Raw genomic sequence first — 21797 nt, 5'->3', positions numbered from 1 at the left:
CGGGCAGCGGAGGGGGCGTTTTTACGGCTCCTCCCGCCAGCCCTCCCACTCCGCCGCGAACTCGTCCAACTCCGCCGGGTCCAGGCGGTCCTGCGCGTCCTCGAGGACCAGCAGCCACTGCGCGTCCTCGGCGTCGTCCTCACCGGCCAGCGCGTCCCGTACGAGCTGGGGCTCCTCGGTCACCGCGAAGCGCTCGGCCAGCGCCTCGGCCGCTTCCTCGGCGGCGTCTCGGTCGGGCAGGACCAGCACATGTCTCACATCGCTCACGAGAACATTGTCCCGGCCCCGCCTCCGGCCCTGTTCCCCGGCTCAGCCCTTGGGGACGATCTGAACGTCGAGCTCGATCTTGATGCTCGGGCCCACGACCGCGATGCCCTTGGCGAGCATGGTCTGCCAGCTCACCGTGAAGTCGTCGCGGTGCAGCTCGGTCGTCGCCCGGCAGGCGGCGCGCGTCTCGCCCTCCATGCCGGTGCCGGTGCCCAGATACTCCGTGTCGAGCGTCACCGTACGGGTCACACCGTGCAGGGACAGCGCGCCCGTCACCGCCCAACGGCTGCCGCCGCGGTGCACGAAACGGTCGCTGTAGAACTCCAGCGTCGGGAACTGCGCCACGTCGAGGAAGTCCGCCGACCGCAGGTGGTCGTCGCGCATCCTCACGTTGGTGTCGATCGAGGCCGCGTCGATCACGACGTGCATGGCCGACTGCTCCATGCGCTCGGCTATCCGTATCGCGCCCGCGAAGTTGTTGAACCGGCCGTGAATACGCGCCAGCCCGATGTGCCGCGCCGTGAACGCGATGGAGGAGTGCATGGGCTCCATCTCCCAGTCCCCCGGCTCCGGCAGCGTCGGCGGCGCCGCCACCTGCAGCGTCAGGTCACCGAGTGCGGCGTGCCCGCCCTCGTCGACCGTCGCACCACCGTGGTACGGCGTGTATCCCTCCGCCATCACCGCCATGCGGTACTCCCCCGCCGGCACGCTCGCCACGAACGAACCGAACGGGTCCGCCCCGCCCGACATCACTTTCCGGCCACGCGAATCCGTGAGCGTGAACTCCGCGTGCCGCAACGGCTCGCCGATCGGGTCGCTCACCCGGCAGCTGACCATTCCCCCGCTCTGTGGCACCGGGGGCAGCGGGGCGGAGGATCCACCGCCGCCTGCCCGATTCCTACGGTTTCCCAGCAAGCGGCCGAACATGAGAAGCACCCCTGATTGCGCTATGAAACTGCGGTGCGGAGCGGACGCACCCGTTTCCGTGTGACGTGGAACGTGTGATCGGTGAGACGCCCGGTGGGTCCGCAGACCCGTGGTGTCCGGTGATCGGTGATCGCGTGTGACCGTGTGGGGCGGACGAGCCCGCGATCCTTCCGTATGGCTGAAAATCTCCCTCGATCGAGGGGCCATTCGACCATCACTGCGGCAATAAGGGCAACACGGTCTCACTCCTCAAACACGCCCCCACCTCTCCCCTGAGGCGGCACCTCCCCTCTCTCCGTCACGACCCGCAGGCCGGGACCGGGTCCGGGGCCGACGCCACGGGCGGGGGCGGGGCCGGGTTCGGTCCAGTGCGGCTCGGTGGCGGGCCCCTTTTCGGGGCCCGTGCCCGTGATCGCCACCGAGCCGTGCTGGTCCGTGCGCACGACCAGCGCGCCCCGCGATCTCAGCGCGGCGAGCGTGGCGGGCGCCGGGTGCCCGTACTCGTTGTCCTCGCCCGCCGAGATCAGGGCAAGGCGGGGGCTGAGCCGCTGGAGCATCTCGGGGTCCTGGTAGGCCGAGCCGTGATGGGCGACCTTGAGCACGTCCACCTGCGGCAGCCCCGGCTCCCTCCTCAACAGGGCCTGCTGCGCGGGCGGTTCGAGGTCCCCGGGCAACAGCACTCTCAGGCCTGCCACCTCCGCGAGCAGCGTCACGCTCGCGTCGTTGGGCCCCTCCGGCTCGACCTCGGGGTACCCGCCCGGCCCCGGCCCGGCGGGCGGCCACACCACCCGCCAGCTCAGCGGCCCCGCCCGCCGCCGCTCCCCTGCCGCCGCCCGCACCACCGGCACGTCGTACGCCGCGGCCTGCTCCCGCACGAACTCCGCCCGCTCCTGCGGCACTTCCAGCCCGGTCGTCTGGATCTGCCCCACCTCGCGCCCTCGCAGCACCCCCGGCAGGCCGGTCACATGGTCGGCGTGGAAGTGGGTCAGGAGCACCAACGGGATGCGTGCGACGCCGAGTTCGCTCAGGCACCGGTCGACGAGCACCGGGTCCGGGCCGACATCGACCACCACCGCCTCTCCTTCCCCCGTCGCCAACACCGTCGCGTCGCCCTGCCCCACATCGCACATCACCAGCCGCCAACCAGACGGCGGCCAGCCGGAGATCACCCGCGTGAGCGGCACCGGACGGATCACCGCGAGCACGAACAGCAGACCGCACGCCCCGACCGTGACCGGATGCCCGAGCAGCCTCGCCCCCTTCCCCCGCGCCAGCCTGCCGACCAGCACCAGCACGCACACCGTCACCGCCGCCAGCAGCACCCCACCCCGCCACCCGCCCGGCCAGTCCACCCCCGCCCCCGGCAGCGCAGCGCCCGCCCTCGCCACCTCCGCGATCCACTCCACAGGCCAACTCGCCGCCCAGCACAGCCCCTTCGCCAACGGCAGCGACACCGGCGCCAGGGCGAGCGCGGCGAACCCGAGCACCGTCGCCGGCGCCACCGCGAACTCGGCGAGCAGATTGCACGGCACCCCCACCAAGCTCACGCGAGCCGACAGCACCGCCACCACCGGCGCGCACACCGCCTGCGCCGCCAGCGCCGCGGCGAGCGCGTCCGCGAGGCGGGCCGGAACCCGTCTGCGCCGCAGCGCCGCGCTCCACCTCGGCGCCAACGTCAGCAGCGCCCCGGTGGCGAGCACCGACAACGCGAAGCCGTAACTCCGCGCCAGCCACGGGTCGTACAGCACCAGCAGCAGTACCGCCGCGGCCAGCGCCGGGATCAGCGAGCGCCGCCGTCCCGTGCCGATGGCCACCAGCACGATCAGCCCGCAGGCCGCCGCGCGCAGCACGCTCGGATCGGGCCTGCACACCACGACGAACGCCAAGGTCAGCGCACCTCCCAGCAGGGCCGTCCCTCTGAGGGAGATGCCGAGGCGCGGCGCCAGTCCCCCGCGCTCCGCCCGCATCGCCCGCCCCGGAGGGCCGGTGAGCAGGATCAGGACGATCGTCAGGTTGCTCCCGGACACCGCCAGGAGATGCGTCAGGTCCGTGGCCCGGAACGCCTCCTCCAACTCCTCCCCGACCCGTCCGGTGTCGCCGACGACGAGCCCCGGCAGCAGCGCCCGCGCGTCCGGTGTGAGCCCTTCGCTGGCCTCGCGCAGCCCGGCTCGTAGCTTCCCTGCGGTGCGCTGCAGCGCGGTGGGTGCCTCGACCATCTGCGGTTTCTCCCCGCCCGGCATCCGCACGACGGCTGCGATCCGGTCGTCGTCCCGCAGCGGTGGGGCCAGGCGAGCGTGCGCGCGCAGCCGGGTCGAGGGTTGGAGCGTGCGCCACGGTGACGCTGCCGCCTTGCTGCCTTCCTCCCCTGCTTCGTCCAGCTCCGACTCTCGTTCACCCGGTTCATCCGGCTCTGCCTCGCGCGCGAGGATCAGGACCGGCGTGCGCGTTTCGGTGATCTCCCCGTTCGTGGTCGTGACCTTGACGATGTCCGCCTCTACGGCGGTACCAGGCGGCAACGTCCTGGCGCCGGCCGCGCGTGCCCGCACGGGTCTCGGGTCCGCCGTGATCTCCAACTCGACTGTCGCTCGGGCGTATTCGCGGGCCAGCCCGGGCACGGGGCCCCGGTACAGGTCCGCCGTGTGCAGCGCGGTCGAGGCCAGGGCGGCGGTGGCGCAGAGGAGGGTCATCGCCACGGCGACCCGCCCCGCACGCAGCTCTTCGGCTCGCCCCGACCGCCTCGACCTGTACGCCTCCACACCCAGCACACCCACCGCGGCCACTGCGCACAGCGTGAGCGCCACGACCGTCCAGCCGCCGGAGTCGCCGAGCGCCAGGCCCGCCGACGCCCACGCCGCCAGCGCGGGCGGGACGAGACGGAGGTCGGCCGGGCCTTCCTCTCGCCGCTGAGCGGAGCCCTCCCACCCGGCCGCCCTGGTCTCGGGCGTGGCCTCAACTGCCGTGCGGGTCACGGCCGTACGGCGTTCTTCAGGTCCGCGAAGCGTCGGTCGCCGATGCCGTTCACCTCGCGCAGCTCGTCGATCGAGCGGAAGCCGCCGTGCTGGGTGCGGTAGTCGACGATGTGCTGGGCGAGGACGGGACCGACACCCGGCAGGGTGTCCAACTGCTCGACCGTCGCCGTGTTCAGGCTGATCGGACTGCTCGGCGCCCCCACTCCAGCCCCGCCGGCACCGCTCCCCGATCCGGACCCCGCAGAACCGCCGGACGCGGCACCCGCCGACGCCGCCCCTGTGGCCGCCGAGCCGCCACCCCCGCCGACCAGGCCGGGAACCGCCGGCACGCCGACGACGACCTGCTCGCCGTCGATCAGGAGCCGCGCCCGGTTCAGCCCCGTCAGGTCGGTTCCCCGGCGGGCGCCACCGGCCGCCTCCAACGCATCCGCGACCCTGGCCCCTGCGGGCAGGCGGTGGATGCCGGGCTTGCGGACCTTGCCGCTGACGTCCACCACGATCCGGCCGCCTGCGGCTCCGGGCGGCCCGCCGGTGGCCCCGGACACCGACGCCTCCCCACCCGCGCCGACCGTCTCCGCACCGGAACCCGCCGCGTGCGAACCCGTCGACGGTTCGAGGCCCGTAGGCTCGCCCACCGCCTCCGGTGCCCGTACCGAGCGCGGCTCTCCGTACCAGAAGTGATGGACCGCGAAACTGACAGCGATCACCAAGACCACGACCAGCGCGATCAGACTCCTGCGCTCGACGCCGCACCTCAAGTGCAGCCACAGCGGCAGCCGTTCACGTACGACTGCGCGAAGCCGTCGCCGCCGAGGTTCCTTGCCGACCTCCTGGTCCTGCCCGCCCCGCTCGAACTGCTCGGACCGCTCGTCCCGCTCGTCCCGCACGGCCTGCACGGCCTGCTCGGACGGCTGGTCCCGCTGGTCCCGCTCGTCCCGCTCGTCCCGCTCCCCACGCTCACCCTCCGGACGCTCCGTCTCCTCGGGCCCGCCCCCGCCCAAGCCGGACGCGTGCCCCGTGCTCGTGGCCGTGGAGCCCCTCGGCGCTCGCGCCCGCTCGGCCTCGACTGCCGCGCGCAAGCCCTGCGGTGGGACGGGGGTGAGGTCCGGCGGCAGCACCGACCCACGGGCCGCGGCTCCGCCCGGGTCGAACAGGGCTTGCGCGCGCATACGGATGTGTTCGGCGTCGACGTCGGCCCGCCGGGGCCGAACGCCCCCGCGCGCACCGGCCGTTCGGAACGAGGACCGGCCGCGAGGCACGGCGTGACGGTGTCGCACACGACCGTCGGACGACGGACCGCGCCCCGGACCGCTGGTCGCAGCGGCGGCGAACGAACGGCGCGGGGAACCGGAGGGACGAGAAGCACGAGGCGATCGAAGAGTCATGTCGGCGACGCTAGGCCGGTCCGAACGAACTTGCTGATCTTGGTCAATTCCTGGGGATAACCCGGGAGTTGTGGATAACTCCGTCACCCACACGAGTCACAGCCGTCTGTCCCGGCCCCTATCGCGGCGGCGAGACGACTATCGCGGCGAGACGACCGCCCCCAGCAGCCCCGGCCCCGTGTGCGCCCCGATCACCGCGCCGACCTCGCTCACGTGCAGCTCGGCAAGGCCCGGCACCCGCTCCTTGAGGCGGTCGGCGAGCGCGGTCGCGCGTTCCGGCGCCGCCAAGTGGTGCACGGCGATGTCCACGGCGCTCGCCCCCGCGCTCTCCGCGACGATCTCCTCGAGCCGTGCGATGGCCTTGGAAGCCGTGCGCACCTTCTCGAGCAACTCGATGCGCCCGTTGACGAGTTGGAGCAGCGGCTTGACCGCGAGCGCCGAGCCGAGCAGCGCCTGTGCGGCCCCGATGCGGCCGCCGCGGCGCAGATAGTCCAGCGTGTCGACGTAGAAGTACGCCGAAGTGGAAGCCGCGCGTTTCTCCGCGGCGGCCACCGCTTCGTCCACGGTGCCGCCGGCCTCGGCCGTCTCGGCGGCGGAGAGCGCGCAGAAGCCGAGGGCCATCGCGACCATGCCGGTGTCCACCACGCGTACGGGAACCGGAGCCTCCGCCGCAGCGAGCACGGCCGCGTCGTACGTACCGGAGAACTCGGACGACAGGTGCAGCGAGACGATGGCCGTGGCGCCCGACTCCGCGACCTTGCGGTAGGTCTCGGCGAACAGTTCGGGGCTCGGCCGCGAAGTGGTCACCGGCTGGCGCTTCTGCAGTGCGGTGGCGAGCGAGCGGGCCGAGATCTCGGTGCCCTCTTCCAGCGCCTGGTCGCCCAGAACCACGGTCAGCGGGACCGCGGTGATGTCGTGCCGCTCCATCGCCCGCTGCGGCAGGTAGGCCGTGGAATCCGTGACGATCGCGACATGGCGGGACATGAGCTGGAGATTACCTTCCACGGCCGGGCCACGGCAGCCCGGGGCCTGCGGGCGGATCAGCGGGCGCACCTGCGGTACGGCACGGTCGGCGAACCGTGCCCCGCCGCTGTGCGGGTTCGGGAAAACCCAGCTCAGCGCGCTCGCCGGGGAGCCTGCTCAAGTCCGCCTCGCATAAACCGACCAACTCCGCCGCGCGCACACCGACCAACTCCGCCGCGGGTGCACCGAGTCGCCCTCAGGTCGTGCTCTCCGGCTTCGCGTCCTTCTGCCACGAGTACGTCGGCGCCGGTCTGCTCGGCTCGATCGCCTCGGGGCCGTCCTCCGCCGCAGGCCGCCCTGCACCCGCCTCGGCTTCCGACCGGTCGGCCCGGCCGTCGGGCCAGGTCTGCTCGGTCGGAGCGGCGGGCCCGTCCACGAGCGTCGGCTCGGGCCACGACGGCGCGGCAGCCCATGAAGCCGCACCCGAACCCGAGGCACTCGAAGCACCGGAAACACCCGCCCCGGAAGCGCCCTCGTCCCCGGCCGAAGTCCAGTGCCGCAACGCCCCCGACTCGACGTCGATCTGCCGGCCGAGCTCGGCCAGGTCGTCGTCGGCGAAGTTGCGGGCGCGGTCGTGGGCGGCCCAGCGGAGCGAGTTGGCGGCCTCGGTGATGTGGTCCGTGCGCTCCTTGAGGTCGGGCAGCCGCTGCGCGAGGCGGGACTTGTCCGGGTCGCGCTCCAGACGCTTCAGCTCGCGGTCGAGGTCGTGGCCGTGGGCGCTGAGGCGGTCGAAGAGGCGCAGCGACTCCTGCAGCGAGGCGTCCTGCTGTGCTCCGGCGCCGAGCGCCTCCTGGGTGGCGCGCATCGTGGAGCGGAGCTGCACGCGCAGGCGGGCCAGCTCTCCCGCGGCGCCGGGCTGCGCGTACGTCTTCGCCTTGAGGGTGGTGTCCTCGACCGTGCGGCGAGCCTGCTCGAGGGTGCGGTCCACGCCGCGCGCCGCTGCCTTGGCGACCTTGATCGTGACGAACACCCCCAGCACCATGAAGAGCGCGAAAAGCACCGCCACTACGGCGACGACTTCACCCATGGCGGGCCTCCGGCGGGTTTTGAGGACGGTCTCTTCCACGGTAAACGCAGACGGGCAGGCCGAGGGTTCCTGAGAACCCCCAACCTGCCCGTAGGGGACATCCCTGCCCGCCCGTCGGTCACCCCGGCGGGCGGATCACCGGTGTCAGGCCGGGACGATGTTCACCAGCTTCGGCGCCCGCACGATGACCTTGCGGATGCCGGCGCCGTCCAGCGCGGCCACGACCTTCTCGTCGGCCAGGGCGACCTTCTCCAGCTCCTCGTCGGAGATCGACGGGGACACCTCCAGGCGCGCCTTGACCTTGCCCTTGATCTGCACGACGCAGGTCACGCTCTCGTCCACGACGTACGCCGGGTCGGCGACCGGGAAGTCCTCGTGCACGACGGAGGACTCGTGGCCCAGCTTCCGCCACAGCTCCTCGCCGATGTGCGGGGCCAGCGGAGCGATCAGCAGCACCAGGCGCTCGGCGACCGAACGCGACACCGCGCCACCGGACTTGGTCAGGTGGTTGTTCAGCTCGGTGATCTTGGCGATGGCGGTGTTGAACCGCATGCCCTCCAGGTCCTGGCGGACGCCGTCGATCGCCTTGTGCAGCGCCCGCAGCGTGTCCTCGTCCGGCTCGGCGTCGGACACGGTGACCGCGCCGGTCGACTCGTCGACGACGTTGCGCCACAGCCGCTGCAGCAGCCGGAACTGGCCCACCACCGCGCGCGTGTCCCACGGCCGGGAGACGTCCAGGGGGCCCATCGCCATCTCGTAGAGGCGCAGGGTGTCCGCACCGTACTCGGCGCAGATCTCGTCCGGAGTGACCGCGTTCTTCAGGGACTTGCCCATCTTGCCCAGTTCGCGCTTGACCGGCTCGCCCTCGAAGAAGTACTTGCCGTCACGCTCCTCGACCTCGGCGGCCGGCACCGGGAAGCCACGGCTGTCGCGGTAGACGTAGGCCTGGATCATGCCCTGGTTGAACAGCTTGTGGAACGGCTCGGCCGACGAGATGTGACCCAGGTCGAACAGCACCTTGGACCAGAAACGGGCGTACAGCAGGTGCAGCACGGCGTGCTCCGCACCGCCGACGTACAGGTCGACGCCGCCAGTGGGCTGGCCCTCGCGGGGACCCATCCAGTACTGCTCGATCTCGGGGTCGACCAGCTTCTCGCTGTTGTGCGGGTCCAGGTAGCGCAGCTCGTACCAGCAGGAACCCGCCCAGTTGGGCATGGTGTTGGTCTCGCGGCGGTACGTCTTCACGCCGTCGCCCAGGTCCAGCTGGACGTTGACCCAGTCCTCGTTGCGCGACAGCGGCGTCTCCGGGGAGGTGTCCGCGTCGTCCGGGTCGAAGGTGCGCGGCGAGTAGTCCTCGACCTCGGGCAGCTCCAGGGGCAGCATCGACTCGGGCAGCGCGTGCGCGACGCCGTCCTCGTCGTAGACGATCGGGAAGGGCTCGCCCCAGTAGCGCTGGCGGCTGAACAGCCAGTCGCGCAGGCGGAAGTTGACGGTGCCCTCGCCGACGCCGCTCTCCTCCATCCACGCGGTGATGCGGGCCTTGGCCTCGGCGACGCCCAGGCCGTCCAGGGAGATGTCGTCGTTCGACGAGTTGATGATCTTCGCGTCGTGGGAGCCGAAGGCGTCCTCCCACGTCGAGGTGTCGGTGCCGCGGCCGTCGGTCGGCTCGACGATGCAGTGGATCGGCAGCTCGAAGGCGCGGGCGAACTCGAAGTCGCGCTGGTCGCCCGCGGGGACGGCCATGATCGCGCCGGTGCCGTAGCCCATCAGGACGTAGTCGGCGATGAAGACGGGGACCTGCTCGCCGTTGACCGGGTTGGTCGCGTAGGCGCCGATGAAGACGCCTGTCTTGTCCTTCGCCTCGGCCTGCCGCTCGACGTCGGACTTCGACGCGGCCTGCTTGCGGTACGCGGCGACGGCCTCGGCGGGCGTCGCGTGGCCGCCGGTCCAGACGTCGTGCGTGCCCTGCGGCCAGGCCTCCGGGGTCAGCTTCTCGACCAGCGGGTGCTCGGGGGCCAGCACCATGTAGGTGGCGCCGAACAGGGTGTCGGGGCGGGTCGTGAAGACCGTGATGCGCTCGCCGTCCACGGGGAAGTCGACACGGGCGCCCTCGGAGCGGCCGATCCAGTTGCGCTGCTGCAGCTTGATCGCCTCGGGCCAGTCCAGGCCGTCCAGGTCGTCGATCAGGCGGTCCGCGTACGCGGTGATGCGCATGTTCCACTGGCGCAGCTTGGCCTTGAAGACGGGGAAGTTGCCGCGCTCGGAACGGCCGTCGGCGGTGACCTCCTCGTTCGCCAGGACGGTGCCCAGGCCGGGGCACCAGTTGACGGGGGCGTCGGAGGCGTACGCCAGGCGGTAGCCGCCCAGGACCTCGGCGCGCTCGGCGGAGCTCAGCTCGGACCACGCGCGCGTGGTGCCGGTTTCGTCGGCGGGCACGGCGCGCTCGCCGCTCTCGAACTGGGCGATCAGGTCAGCGATCGGCCGGGCCTTCTTCGCGTCCGCGTCGTACCAGGAGTTGAAGATCTGCAGGAAGATCCACTGGGTCCACTTGTAGTAGTCCGGGTCGATCGTCGCGAAGGAGCGGCGCTTGTCGTGGCCCAGGCCCAGGCGGCGCAGCTGCGCCTTCATGTTGACGATGTTGGCCTCGGTAGAGACCCGCGGGTGCGTGCCCGTCTGCACGGCGTACTGCTCGGCGGGCAGGCCGAACGCGTCGAAGCCCAGGGTGTGCAGGACGTTGTGGCCGGTCATGCGCTGGAACCGCGCGAAGACGTCGGTCGCGATGTACCCCAGCGGGTGGCCGACGTGCAGGCCCGCACCGGAGGGGTACGGGAACATGTCCATGATGAACTTCTTCGGCTGCGCCGCGACGGCCGGATCGCCCGCCATGTCGCCGCTCGGGTTCGGCGCCTCATAGGTGCCGTTCTCGTCCCAGAAGTCCTGCCAGCGTGCCTCGATGTCCGCGGCCAGGGTGGCCGTGTAGCGGTGCGGCGCTGCCACTTCGGCAGCAGAATTCGTCTCGCTCATGATCCTTAAGGCTCCATCGATCGTCTCTGCCGGCGTTTTCGGCTGCGACGTACAGCCGAAATGAAAAATCCCCTCACACAGGAGGGGACGCCGCGCTGACTCCGACCGCCTTCCCTGGAAGGCCGTGGTCGGTACTGATCAGCGCGGCTCGCTAAGCAGAAGGCGTACGGCACGCATGGCGTCAGGGTACCGCAGCCCCAACGACGGTCGCACCGAGCTTTGCGGACCGCACGAGTTCCGCCTTTCCCCCGAGCTTCACCGCAGGGGTTACTCGGCGTACCGGCGTCTATCGGGGCAACACAACGGACCGATCGCCACTGGATAACAACGCAATAACTCAAACCCCTTACTGGCCGGTATGGGGCCACTTAGCATGCGGCCCGGGACGCGCTTTGCCGAACCATTCGGAGAGACCCCATGAACCCTCGACAAGCTTCTGCGCACGTTCGAGTTCCACGTCAACGCTCCGGCCCCGCACCGGAGTTGAGCCGCACCACGCGCGGCGTCCTGGTCGCCGCACTGCTCCTCCTGATCCCCTTCGTCGTCCTCTCCGGAGGCGACGGACTGCGCAACGCCCTCGACTTCACCACCGGGGTGCTGGCCCTCGTCGCCCTCACCGCCTCGATCGTCTGGGGCCTGGTCGCGACCGACCGCGTCTTCCTCAACGCCCGCCACAGACTGCTCGCCCAGGCGGTGCACCGGGCCACCGCGGTCGCCTCGATCGGCTTCCTGCTGCTGCACGGGACGGTGAAGGTGGCGCTCGACCACGTCTCGCTCGTCGGCGCCCTGGTGCCGTTCTCGCTCGGTTTGAGCGGTACGGGCGTGCTGATCGGCCTCGGCGCGCTGGCAGGGCTTCTCATGGTCGCCACCGGCGTCACGGGCGCGCTGCGCAGCGCCTTCGCCTCCCCGGCCAGATTCGCCGGGCGCTGGCGCGCGGTGCACACCCTCGCCTACCCGGCCTGGTGCGCGGCCCTCCTGCACGGCCTGTACGCGGGCCGCGAGCCCAGCGGCTGGGTGGTCGCCCTGTACTGCCTGTGCCTGGTGGCCGTCGGCGCCGCCCTCGCCCTGCGTTCGGCACCGCCACCGGTCAAGCGCCGGGTGGCCCGCCGCCTCCTGGAGATGCTGGATCAGGCACCGCGCGGGCGCCGATCCTCGCGCCAGGACCCGCCGCCCCGTCGGGCCCCGCTCCCCGGAATGGGCCCCACCGTGGCTCGTCGACCGGCGCCCGACGCCGTACGACCCGCGCAACCGCCCCGCACTCCACCGACCCGACAGGAGCACGATTTCGCTCCGCCCCGGCAGGAGTACGACTTCGGCCCGCGCGCCCCCGAACACCGCTACGCGCCTCCCGCTCCCCCACCCCGGCCTCCGGCCTCCCCAGCGCCCGCTCCCGCTCCCAGGGCCGACATGACGGCTGCCTACCGCGCCCTTTCCACGCCGGACGGCCACCGGCCCTCCCCGCTGCCACCGCCGCCGGGGTACGCCCCGCAGGCGGGCAAGGAACCGCCCGCGGCCGCCGAGACCGCCACGGACGACGGCTGCGGTGCCGCGTCCCGCCCGGATCCGAAGCGGAGCATGCCGTTCGGTGCGCCCAAGTCCGGTGAGCCCTGGAGCAAAACCGGCCCTCTAGGAGGCCGTCCTTGACCTCACGCTCTCCAGGGAGCCGTCCCCGACCAGGAGGCCGCCCTTGAACGCTCCGCTCCCCGACGTCCCCGAAGTGCGCGTCGTCGGCCTCCCCCAACTGACCACGGGCTTCGACCTCGTCGAGCGACTCGACCTGGGCATGCACCTCAAGGTGCACGGCCCGCTGGAGCCGATCCCCGGGGAACGGCTCGCCGCGCTCGCCGACGAGGTGCTGCTGCGCGGCCGCGGCGGCGCCGGTTTTCCCTTCGCCAGAAAGCTGCGGGCCGTCGCACGCGCGGCGATCGGTCGCGGCGTACGGCCCGTGGTCGTCGTCAACGGCAGCGAGGACGAGCCCGCCTGCCGCAAGGACACCGTGCTCCTCAACCGGGCGCCGCACCTCGTCCTCGACGGCGCCCTGCTCGCCGCCGAAGCCCTCGGCGCCCGCACACTGGTGATCGGCGTCACGCGCGACTCCACCGAGGCGTCGATGGCCGCAGCCCTCGCCGAAAGAGGGCTCGGCAACCGGCGAAATGCGGCCCTACGCGCGCGTGTCCAGCGAAATCCGCACCGCATGGTGACCGGCGAGGCGTCGGCCCTGGTGCGCTCCGCGGAAGGCGGCCCCGCACTGCCGCCCGGGCGCAGGGTGCGCGCCTCGGACGCAGGCGTCGGCGGTGCGCCCACGCTCCTGTCCAACGCGGAGACGTTCGCCCAACTCGCCGTCGCCGCACGGATCGGACCGGCCCGGTACGGCAACACCGGCCTCCGCGACGAACCCGGCACCGTCCTGCTGACGCTCTCCGGATCAGTGTCCCGCCCGATGGTCATCGAGGTCCCGACCGGAGTGCCGCTGCGCTACGTCCTGCAGCTCGCCGGCGCCCCGCCGCTCCCCCAGGGCGTGCTCACGGGCGGGTATCACGGCAGCTGGCTGGGCGCGTCCGCCGCGCAGCAGGCGATCGTGTCCCGGGCTGCCCTGGAGGCGCTCGGCGGCGCTCTCGGGGCGGGCGCGATCCTGCCGCTCGGGCCGGAGACCTGCCCGCTCGCCGAGGCCCTGCGGGTGGCGAACTGGCTGGCCGCGGAGAGCTCGGGCCAGTGCGGCCCCTGCCGCCTCGGCCTGCCCGCCGCGGCCGGCGGGCTCGCCGATCTGCTGACGGGCGGCGGTCCGACGGCCCTCGAAGCGCTGCGCGAGGTCGTCTCGGCCGTACGCGGCCGGGGCGCCTGCAAGCATCCGGACGGCACGGCGAACTTCGTGGAGTCCACGCTGGCGGCGTTCGCCGACGACGTCGCCGCGCACGCGCTGAGCGGTGGCTGCGGCCGTCGTACCAGAGGAGTACTCCCGCTGCCGGACTCCGGAGCACCCGATCCGGGCGCGGGCGGCGACGCGGAACGGCTCGCCGTCGACTGGACGCTCTGCGAGGGGCACGGGCTGTGCGCGGACGTCGTGCCCGAACTGATCAGGCTCGGCCCTGACGGCTTCCCGGCGGTCGCGGACGCCTCGGTGCCGCTGCAGCTGCGCGGACGCGCACAGCGGGCCGTACGCCGCTGTCCCGCCCTCGCCCTGCGCCTGGAACGCACCGACCCCGAAGTGCGTCAGGCACTGCCCAAGTCGCTCGGCCGCAAGGCCCTGGACAGCGGACGGAGTTGAACAGGTCACAGGCGCACACGAGAAGAGCGGGCCGTCCTTTTCGGACGACCCGCTCTCCAACTTCTGTGGAGCTAAGGAGAATTGAACTCCTGACCTCTTGCATGCCATGCAAGCGCTCTACCAACTGAGCTATAGCCCCTTGCGGTGTTCCCCGGGGTTTCCCTCGGCGACGTCGACAACAGTACCGGTCACCCCACCGGAGCACCAAATCGTTTGTCCGCCCCACCGGCGAAGACGTCCCACCCGGTACTCTCGGCACGCGTGACCACACAGGGACGAGCGGCCGCGAACACCGACGAACGGCCCGAGCAGGACCGGGCCGGACACGACGCGGAGGCCCGTCCGGACAGTGCCGCGGCAGGCCCCGGCCGACGCCGGCTGCTGGTCGCCCTGCTGATCTGTCTGGCGTCGTTCACCGCCTTCTGGGTCGCACAGCGCCTCGCCGGAGTCACGCTCCTGGACGTGATGGTCTACCGCGCGGAGGGCTGGACCGTCCGCAACGGCGGCGATCTCTACGCGCTGGAAGCCACCGTCCACAAGCTGCCGACGACGTACCCGCCGTTCGCCGCCCTGCTGTTCACGCCGCTGACGCTGCTCGCCGTCCCGGAGATGCGCACCTTCGCGACCGGCTTCAACCTCCTTCTCGTTCTCGGCGTCGTGCACCTGTCGCTGCGCCTCGTCGGTGTCGAGCGCCGCTCGCAGCGGTTCGTGACCGCCCTGTGGGTTGCCGCTCTCCTGGTGTGGTGCGAGCCGGTGTGGACGACGCTGCGGTACGGGCAGATCAATCTCCTGCTCGCGCTCCTGGTGCTGTGGGACCTGACCCGCCGCCCCGGCAACCGCTGGGCCGGCGTCGGCATCGGCATCGCGGCCGCGATCAAGCTCACGCCCGCGCTGTTCGCCGTCATGCTGGCCCTCGCCGGTGTCGTCCAGGCGGTGCGACTGGCTCGGGCGGGGCAGCGGTGGTGGAACGTGTGGCTGCGCCGCGCGGTGCTCGCGACGGTCACGTTCCTTACGGTCACTGCGGCGTCCTGGCTGGTCCTTCCGTACGACTCGAAGCGGTTCTGGACGGAGATGGTGTTCGCGGCCGGTCGGCCCGGCCAGGCCGAGGACACCGCGAACCAGTCGCTGCGCGGTGTCCTCGCGCGGCTGCTGCACACCGCCGACCCGGGCGCCGCGTACACCGTGGCGGCCGCTGTCGTCGCTGTGGCCGGGCTCGCTGTGGCGGTGGTCTCGCTGCTGCGCGCGCGTACCGCCTGGGCGGTCATGTCCTGTGCCGTGACCGCGTTGCTGATCAGCCCGATCTCCTGGTCGCACCACTGGGTGTGGATCGTCACCGTGCTGATCCTGCTCGCCGCGGAAACGCGTCGTACGGGCAGTGCGTGGCTCCGGGCCGGGAGCGTCGGGATGGCCGTGCTGTTCTTCTCGTTCGCGCTGTGGTGGGTTCCGCACGCCGGCGGCAGCGAGACCTCACGCCCCGAACTCGACCAGAACGCCTGGCAGTTCACGCTCTCGGCGGGCTACACACTGGCCGGGCTCGCGTTCCTCGCGTGGGTCGCCCTGCGCCTGCGGAAAAACCGGCACCACGCGCGCGTGCAGATGCCCGAACAGCAGCGTGTCACCGGGCGGACCGAACCCCGGACTCAGGCTCTGGCGAACGAATAGAAACGCTTCAACGTGCAGTGCTCGTCCAGGAGCCTGCCGTAAATGGGTTCGCCCTCGAGTTCGCGGTACGTCTCGATGGGGTCGCCTTTTATGATCAGCGCCCGCGCGCATTCCTCGCACCAGTACTGGTACGAGGAGTTGACCGGCTCCATGTCGCGGACGATCGGCGTACCACTGCCGCACCAGTCGCACTTCCGCCTGTGTGCACCCATCGATCAGCTCCAGCTGTGGCCGCAGGCCGTGCACACGTAGGAGATCCCGCCGTTGTCGCCGAGAACCTGGGCGACGTGGGCGGAACCGCAGGACGGGCAGTTGAGGGAAGTGGGGAGAGCGGGGCACTCGCACGGGGGGCAGGTGAAGCGGAGCGCGTACTCCGGCAACCAGTCGTAGCCCTGCGCCTCGGCCACGTCGAGAAGGTCGTTGACCTCCTCGAGGATGCTCGCAGGCATCGCGCTTCTCCCTCCCGTCGGGCGCCCTTCGCCGGTCGTGCAGCCCCCTTCCGGCCCGCCCGATTCTGCCACGGACCGCCAGATGGGTCAGCGGCGCGCGCGTACCGGTCCGGACACGGCGCCCAGGAGCGCGGTCACCGCAAGTGCCAGGCAGGCGACCAGAAGGGCGTCGGCGGAACCCTGCCGGGCGGAGGCCGCGCCCGCGACCGCGAGGCGGTCCAGGAAGAGGCTGCCGAAGGCGGCGACGCCGACGAGCTGGCCGAGCTGTGTGACGGTCGCGAGCAGCCCGCTGGCGTCCGCCGCGTCCTCCTTCCGCACGCGCCCCAGAGCCCCGGTCAGGGACGGGCTGTAGCCCAGCGCGAGGCCCATGCCGACGGCCGCGAACGCCACGTACAGCCACGGCCCGCCGAACGAGCCGTCGCGCAGCAGCAGGCCGACGGCCGCACCGGACACCGCGGCGATCGTGAACCCGGCCGGAACCAGGGCCCGTTGGAGTCGCTGCGGCCAGCGCGTCCAGGTCAGACCGACCGCGCCGAACACCAGGGCCGTCGGCGCGAACGTGAGCCCCGTCCGCAGCGCGCTGTGCCCGAGGCCGGCCTGGAAGTGCAGGGTCACCACGAACAGGAAGCCCGCGTTGACCGCCATCACGAGCAGGATCCGCACAACCGCCGGGCCGATTCCGGAAATCCGCAACACGCGCGGTGCGATCAACGGCGCGCCCCCGCGCGCCGCGAGCCGACTCTCGTACGCGGCGAACGCCGTCAGGAACAAGGCACTTGAGGCAAGGGACAACCAGGACCAGAGCGGCCAGTCCTGCTCCTGGCCGAGCACGAGCGGAACCGTGAACAGCGATACGGCGGCGGCGAGCAGCAACAGCCCCGGCAGGTCGAAGCCCCGGTCCGCCTCCGCGCGGGAGTCGCGGGGCAGCACCCGGGCGCCGACCGCGAGCAGGACGAGCCCGATCGGCACGTTGACGAGGAAGACGGGCCGCCAGCCGGTGCCGAACAGATCGGCCGCGACGAGGACACCGCCGACGACCTGCCCCGCGGCGGCGCCGACCGCGAGCACCGCCGAGTACGCGCCGAGCGCCCGCACGCGCGCGTGGCCCATGAAGTTGCGCTGGATCAGGCTGAGAACCTGCGGAATCATCACCGCGGCCCCGGCGCCCTGGGCGAGCCGGAAGCCGATCAACTGCCCGGTGTTCTGGGCGAGTCCGCACGCCAGTGAGGCGGCCGTGAAGAACGCGAGCCCCGCGAGCATCGTCCGGCGGTGCCCGAACCGGTCCCCGAGCCGCGCCCCGGTGATCAGGAGCACCGCGTACGCGACGGTGTAACCGGCCACCACGAGCTGCAGGCCCGCCCCGGAGGCGGCGAGGTCGGCGCGGATCGTGGGGGCCGCGACGTTCACGATGAAGACGTCGAGCAGTGCCATGAACTGGGCGGCGAGCACCACCGCGAGGAGTCTGCGCGGACCGGCCGGGGCAGCGTTGTCAGTGCCAAGGTCTTTACTGGGCACAGCAGTTGTCGTCATGGCAGCGAGCGTGCCCGCCCGCGCCCGCGCCTCACGAGAGCCCGCTGATACGGGTACTGACGGCACCTGGCAACAGCATCAGCCGCGTTCGATCCTGGGGGATGTGACGACCGTGACGGAGACAGTGGGCGCGCAGCGCCGCAGGCCCGAGCTGGCCGCGTTCCTGCGCAGCCGCCGTGCCCGGGTGACGCCGGCGGACGTGGGGATGCCGCCGGGTCTGCGCCGCCGCACTCCCGGCCTGCGCCGCGAGGAGGTCGCGCAGCTCTCCGGCGTGGGCGTGACCTGGTACACGTGGCTGGAGCAGGGCCGCCCCATCAACGCCTCGCCCCAGGTCCTGGACGCCGTGGCGCGCACGCTCCGCCTGGACGAGACGGAGCGCGAGCACCTCTACCAGCTGGCCCAGGTGGCGTACGTACCGCCGCGGGGCCCCGCCACGGACCGGGTGGGCCCGGAGATCCAGGGCATCCTCGACGCCCTGGACCCGCACCCGGCGGTGGTCTACAACGCGCGGTACGACGTCCTGGCCACCAACCCGGCCTATCTGGACCTGTTCGACACTCCTGCGGTCCGTTCCCTCGGTGTGCACAACACGCTGTGGGCGCTGTTCACGCTCGACGAGTCGGAGTGCCCGGTGATGTTCCGGGACACGGAGCTGCCGATGATGGTGGCGCAGCTGCGCCAGGCGTACGGCTCGCACGTGGGCGAGCCGCTCTGGGAGGACTTCGTGCGCGACCTGTCCGCCGCGAGCCCGCACTTCGCGGAGCTGTGGCGCAGCGGGAATGTGGTGACGCCTGGTCCGCGTGTGAAGACCTTCCGGCACAAGCGGGCCGGCGAGATACGGATGACGTCGGTGTCCTTGTCGATCAACGGCATGCCGGAGTGCCGGATCGTGGCGTACACCCCGGCCGACGAGGAGAGCCGGTCCCGTACGGCGGCACTGCGCGCGAACCGGCGCCGTTGACCCGCCGCCCCGCGCGGCGCCCCACAGAACACTCCGCACAACGCCCCGTACAAGAACCCGCACAACGCGAAATCCCGCCCCCTGGTGGGGACGGGATTTCGGTGACTGTGGAGCTAAGGAGAATTGAACTCCTGACCTCTTGCATGCCATGCAAGCGCTCTACCAACTGAGCTATAGCCCCTGGTGTTCTTCCCGCTCGGCGGGCGAACAAGAAGAACTTTAGCCTGCGACCTGCCGGAAAGTGAAATCCGGGTCCGTGGCCGCCTGCGGCGGGACCGAGCCGGGGCTCAGGTGTCGTCGCCGAGGACCGGCTCCGGCAGCGTGCCCGCGTTGTGCTCGAGGAGCCGCCAGCCGCGGGCGCCCTCGCCGAGGACCGACCAGCAGCAGTTGGAGAGGCCGCCGAGGCTCTCCCAGTGGTGCGGTTCGAGGCCGAGCAGCCGGCCGATCGTGGTGCGGATCGTGCCGCCGTGGCTGACGACGACGAGGGTGCCGCCGTCGGGCAGCTTGTCCGCGTGCCCGAGGACGACGGGCGCGGCCCGGTCGGCGACCTCGGTCTCCAGCTCGCCGCCGCCCCTGCGCACCGGCTCGCCGCGCTTCCACGCCGCGTACTGCTCGCCGTACTGGGCCATGATTTCGTCGTGCGTGAGGCCCTGCCAGTGCCCGGCGTAGGTCTCGCGCAGGCCCGCGTCGTGGGAGACGTCGAGGCCCGTCAGGGTGGACAGCTCGGCCGCCGTGGTGGCGGCGCGCTTGAGGTCGGACGCGACGATGGCGTCCGGCTTCAGGGAGGCGAGCAGCCGGGCGGCGCGGCGGGCCTGGGCGACGCCCTCGTCGGTCAGCTCGATGTCCGTGCTGCCCTGGAAGCGGCGCTCCAGGTTCCAGGACGTCTGGCCGTGCCGCCACAGGATGAGGCGGCGGCCACGGCCGCCGGATGCGTTCAGGAACGAGCGCTGGGAGGTCACCGGAAGTCCCCGGCGGCGTCCGCGTCGGCGGCCTGCTGCTCGGCGTGCTCGGCGCCCTTGCCGCGGGTGGCCTTGGCGTCCTCGGGCAGGTCGAGCTCGGGGCAGTCCTTCCACAGGCGCTCGAGGGCGTAGAAGACGCGCTCCTCGCTGTGCTGGACGTGCACCACGATGTCCACGTAGTCGAGGAGGATCCAGCGGGCCTCGCGGTCGCCCTCGCGGCGCACCGGCTTGGCGCCGAGCTCCTTGTTGAGGCGCTCCTCGATCTCGTCGACGATCGACTTGACCTGGCGGTCGTTGGGCGCGGAGGCCAGCAGGAAGGCGTCCGTGATGGCAAGGACGTCGCTGACGTCGTAGGCGATGATGTCGTGCGCGAGCTTGTCGGCGGCCGCCTGCGCGGCAACGTTGATGAGCTCGGTGGAGCGGTCCGTCGCGGTCACTACGAGGCTTTCTTTAGGCGGTCAGTTCCCGTCAAGGGTCTCACGGACCGCGGACAGCCCTTCAAACGATTACTCGGGGCCCGGCTGCACGCGCGTGTGCAGCCGGGCCCCGAGGCGGTACGGGGGCGGTGCGGGCGGGGTCAGCCCGCGCTGTAGTCGGCGCCCAGGACGACGCCGACGTCGGCGTTCGCGGCGACCTTGCCCTTCTTCACGGCGCTGCTCGGCAGGTCGAGGGTCTTGGCGACCTCGACGGCCTGCGCCTTCTGCGCGGCGTCGGCGTACGTGACCTGCGAGACCGTGCCGGCGGGCGCGTTGCCCTGGACGACGGCCCAGCCGCCGTTGACGAGGTCGACACGGGCGCTCGCCACGGACTGCTTGGTGCCGGAGACGCTGATGCGGACGGTGTCGCCCTGGTCGGGGTTCTTGACCTTGCCGCCGAGCACGTCCTTCACCACGGCCTCCGTGGCCTGGTCGGTGAGGGTGCCGTCGGGCTGCACCGGCAGAACCGACGTCTTGTAGGCGCCGGTTTTCGCGTGCTCGGCGAGCTTCGCGAGCGAGGCGCCCAGATCGTTCTCCTTGAGGGACGGATCGAGGATCTGAGTGAGGGTTTTCACGGTCGTCGTGGCGGCGTCGGGGTCGCTGGAGATCTTCCGCAGCACGCCGTGCATGACCGCGCCGAACCGCTTCAGCTGCGCCGTCTCGGTCTCGCCGGGCGCCCGGTAGGTGGCGTAGGCGACGGCCATCGGGCCGCTGAGGGTCTGCTTCTCGCCCTTCTTGACGAGCGGCGCCTCGCCCTTCTTCTTCGCTTCCGGGTCGGGCACGTTCGCGTCGGTGTCGATCTCGATGTTGCCGACGATCTCGACGAGGTTGTTCAGGTACGGGGTGTCGAGCCGCCAGGTGCCCTCGATGCTGGTGCCGAGGAGCGAGTCGATGGCTTCACGGGTGCCGCCCGCGCCGTCCTCGTCGACGGACTTGCCGAGCGTCGTGGCGGCGCCGTCGTCGTCGGTCACCGACAGGGAGTTGGGCAGCAGCACGGTGGAGCCCTGCTGCGTGGTGGTGTTGTCGACGAGCAGGGCGGTGGAGGTGCCGCCCTGCTTCGTGTTGTGCAGGTGGAGCACGATCACGTCGCGCTTCTGCGGCCCGTCCGCGACGGGGCCCGAGCCCTCCGAGCCGGAGAGTCCGGGCAGCTTGCCCGCGTACCAGAGGTAGCCGACGCCGCCCGTCAGCGCGAGGGCGAGGACGACGACCAGGGCGATCACGCGGTTGCGGCCGCGGCGCTTGGCCTCCTCGCGGCGCTCGGTGCGTGACTCGGTGAACTTCAGCCAGTCGATGACGTCCTCGGACTCGTCGTCCGGGTCCTCCACGAACTGGAACTGTTCGGTGCGGTAGGCGTTTTCGGCGCCGCGCGGCTCCTCGGCGACCGGTTCGGGGCGCTGCTGCGGCACCCACGCGGTCTGCTCCTCGACGCGCTGCTGCCCAACCCCGGCGGCGACCTGCCCGGCACCTGCGGCGGCCTGCCCGTACGGGTCGTACCCGGCGCCCGGCCCCTGCTCGTACGCCTGGCCGCCCTGCTCGTAAGCCGGGCCGCCCTGCTCGTGCCCCTGACCGCGCTGCTCGTAGCCCTGACCGCTCTGCCCGCCGCCGTAGCCGCCGCCCTGGCCGTAACCACCTTGCCCGTAGGGGCTGTTGTCGTAGGCGGGCTGTTCGGCGTACGGGTCGTAGCCGTAGCCCTGGGGCTGCTGCTGGGCGGCGTACGGGTCGTACTGGTGCTGCTGCGGGGGTTGTCGGGGCTGTGGGGCCTGCTGGGGGGCGACCTGCTGGTACACCGGCTGCCCGTACTCGTCGTAGCCGACGACCTCGTACTGGCCGGCGTACGGGTCGTAAGGGTCGTGCTGTCGGTCGTTCACCGGTG

The 21797-nt window shown here is 71.9% G+C and carries 17 protein-coding genes and 2 tRNA genes; 4 read left to right on the top strand and 15 right to left on the bottom strand.

Annotated elements, in window-relative coordinates:
• Positions 1–21: 21 nt before the first annotated feature.
• From ACIDOF_RS15830 to leuS, 7 genes are all read right to left on the bottom strand, one after another.
• On the bottom strand, positions 22–267 hold the full coding sequence (locus tag ACIDOF_RS15830) for a hypothetical protein (protein ID WP_409006496.1): 246 nt from the start codon (positions 265–267) through the stop codon (positions 22–24).
• A 42-nt stretch (positions 268–309) separates the two neighbouring features.
• Positions 310–1194, bottom strand: a complete 885-nt coding sequence (locus tag ACIDOF_RS15825) for a YceI family protein (protein ID WP_409006495.1) — start codon at positions 1192–1194, stop codon at positions 310–312.
• Between the two features lie 242 nt (positions 1195–1436).
• Positions 1437–4163 carry a ComEC/Rec2 family competence protein gene (locus ACIDOF_RS15820; RefSeq protein ID WP_409006494.1) on the bottom strand — a complete coding sequence of 909 codons (2727 nt, stop codon included), beginning with the start codon at positions 4161–4163 and terminating at the stop codon, positions 1437–1439.
• On the bottom strand, positions 4160–5332 hold the full coding sequence (locus ACIDOF_RS15815) for a helix-hairpin-helix domain-containing protein (RefSeq protein WP_409006493.1): 1173 nt from the start codon (positions 5330–5332) through the stop codon (positions 4160–4162). The genes ACIDOF_RS15820 and ACIDOF_RS15815 overlap by 4 nt, the downstream gene beginning before the upstream one ends.
• A gap of 354 nt (positions 5333–5686) precedes the next feature.
• Positions 5687–6532: a DegV family protein gene (locus tag ACIDOF_RS15810; protein ID WP_409006492.1), complete on the bottom strand. Its 846-nt coding sequence runs from the start codon at positions 6530–6532 to the stop codon at positions 5687–5689.
• Positions 6533–6767: 235 nt separating this feature from the next.
• Positions 6768–7598 carry a hypothetical protein gene (locus tag ACIDOF_RS15805; protein WP_409006491.1) on the bottom strand — a complete coding sequence of 277 codons (831 nt, stop codon included), beginning with the start codon at positions 7596–7598 and terminating at the stop codon, positions 6768–6770.
• A 144-nt stretch (positions 7599–7742) separates the two neighbouring features.
• Positions 7743–10622 carry a leucine--tRNA ligase gene (gene leuS / locus ACIDOF_RS15800; protein ID WP_409006490.1) on the bottom strand — a complete coding sequence of 960 codons (2880 nt, stop codon included), beginning with the start codon at positions 10620–10622 and terminating at the stop codon, positions 7743–7745.
• Positions 10623–11105: 483 nt separating this feature from the next.
• On the opposite strand from leuS, the gene ACIDOF_RS15795 reads away from it, so the two are divergent.
• Together ACIDOF_RS15795 and ACIDOF_RS15790 are read left to right on the top strand one after the other, a co-directional pair.
• Positions 11106–12266 carry a hypothetical protein gene (locus ACIDOF_RS15795; protein WP_409006489.1) on the top strand — a complete coding sequence of 387 codons (1161 nt, stop codon included), beginning with the start codon at positions 11106–11108 and terminating at the stop codon, positions 12264–12266.
• A 43-nt stretch (positions 12267–12309) separates the two neighbouring features.
• Positions 12310–13887, top strand: coding sequence for an NADH-ubiquinone oxidoreductase-F iron-sulfur binding region domain-containing protein (locus ACIDOF_RS15790; RefSeq protein WP_409006488.1), 1578 nt, complete (start codon positions 12310–12312; stop codon positions 13885–13887).
• A 66-nt stretch (positions 13888–13953) separates the two neighbouring features.
• Here ACIDOF_RS15790 and ACIDOF_RS15785 read toward each other — a convergent pair.
• A tRNA-Ala gene (locus ACIDOF_RS15785) sits at positions 13954–14026 on the bottom strand.
• 239 nt (positions 14027–14265) lie between these two features.
• Between ACIDOF_RS15785 and ACIDOF_RS15780 the strand changes: the two genes are divergently transcribed.
• Positions 14266–15549 (top strand): glycosyltransferase 87 family protein, encoded by a 1284-nt coding sequence (locus ACIDOF_RS15780; RefSeq protein WP_409006745.1) that lies wholly within the window; start codon positions 14266–14268, stop codon positions 15547–15549.
• Here the strand turns inward: ACIDOF_RS15780 and ACIDOF_RS15775 are convergent.
• The 3 genes from ACIDOF_RS15775 to ACIDOF_RS15765 all read right to left on the bottom strand — a co-directional run bounded on the left by ACIDOF_RS15775 (position 15528) and on the right by ACIDOF_RS15765 (position 17528).
• Entirely contained in the window at positions 15528–15761 is a 234-nt protein-coding gene (locus ACIDOF_RS15775) for a hypothetical protein (protein ID WP_409006487.1), read from the bottom strand. The genes ACIDOF_RS15780 and ACIDOF_RS15775 overlap by 22 nt on opposite strands.
• A gap of 3 nt (positions 15762–15764) precedes the next feature.
• Positions 15765–15998 carry a hypothetical protein gene (locus tag ACIDOF_RS15770; RefSeq protein ID WP_409006486.1) on the bottom strand — a complete coding sequence of 78 codons (234 nt, stop codon included), beginning with the start codon at positions 15996–15998 and terminating at the stop codon, positions 15765–15767.
• 87 nt (positions 15999–16085) lie between these two features.
• Positions 16086–17528 carry an MFS transporter gene (locus ACIDOF_RS15765; protein ID WP_409006485.1) on the bottom strand — a complete coding sequence of 481 codons (1443 nt, stop codon included), beginning with the start codon at positions 17526–17528 and terminating at the stop codon, positions 16086–16088.
• A 103-nt stretch (positions 17529–17631) separates the two neighbouring features.
• On the opposite strand from ACIDOF_RS15765, the gene ACIDOF_RS15760 reads away from it, so the two are divergent.
• Positions 17632–18489, top strand: coding sequence for a helix-turn-helix transcriptional regulator (locus ACIDOF_RS15760; protein ID WP_409006484.1), 858 nt, complete (start codon positions 17632–17634; stop codon positions 18487–18489).
• Between the two features lie 108 nt (positions 18490–18597).
• Here ACIDOF_RS15760 and ACIDOF_RS15755 read toward each other — a convergent pair.
• The 4 genes from ACIDOF_RS15755 to ACIDOF_RS15740 form a co-directional block, all read right to left on the bottom strand.
• Positions 18598–18670, bottom strand: a tRNA-Ala gene (locus tag ACIDOF_RS15755).
• Between the two features lie 106 nt (positions 18671–18776).
• Positions 18777–19448, bottom strand: a complete 672-nt coding sequence (locus ACIDOF_RS15750; RefSeq protein ID WP_409006483.1) for a histidine phosphatase family protein — start codon at positions 19446–19448, stop codon at positions 18777–18779.
• A complete protein-coding gene (rsfS, locus tag ACIDOF_RS15745; RefSeq protein WP_409006482.1) occupies positions 19445–19885 on the bottom strand; it encodes a ribosome silencing factor in 441 nt (146 codons plus the stop codon). The genes ACIDOF_RS15750 and rsfS overlap by 4 nt, the downstream gene beginning before the upstream one ends.
• 140 nt (positions 19886–20025) lie before the next feature.
• Positions 20026–21792 carry an LCP family protein gene (locus tag ACIDOF_RS15740; protein WP_409006481.1) on the bottom strand — a complete coding sequence of 589 codons (1767 nt, stop codon included), beginning with the start codon at positions 21790–21792 and terminating at the stop codon, positions 20026–20028.
• Between the last annotated feature and the right edge of the window lie 5 nt (positions 21793–21797).

This window comes from Streptomyces sp. Da 82-17 (genome assembly GCF_046098215.1).
In the GTDB taxonomy this organism is placed as follows: Bacteria; Actinomycetota; Actinomycetes; order Streptomycetales; family Streptomycetaceae; genus Streptomyces.
The sequence above is the reverse complement of the archived record's forward strand: the minus strand, read 5'-3'. Positions and strand labels throughout refer to the sequence as shown.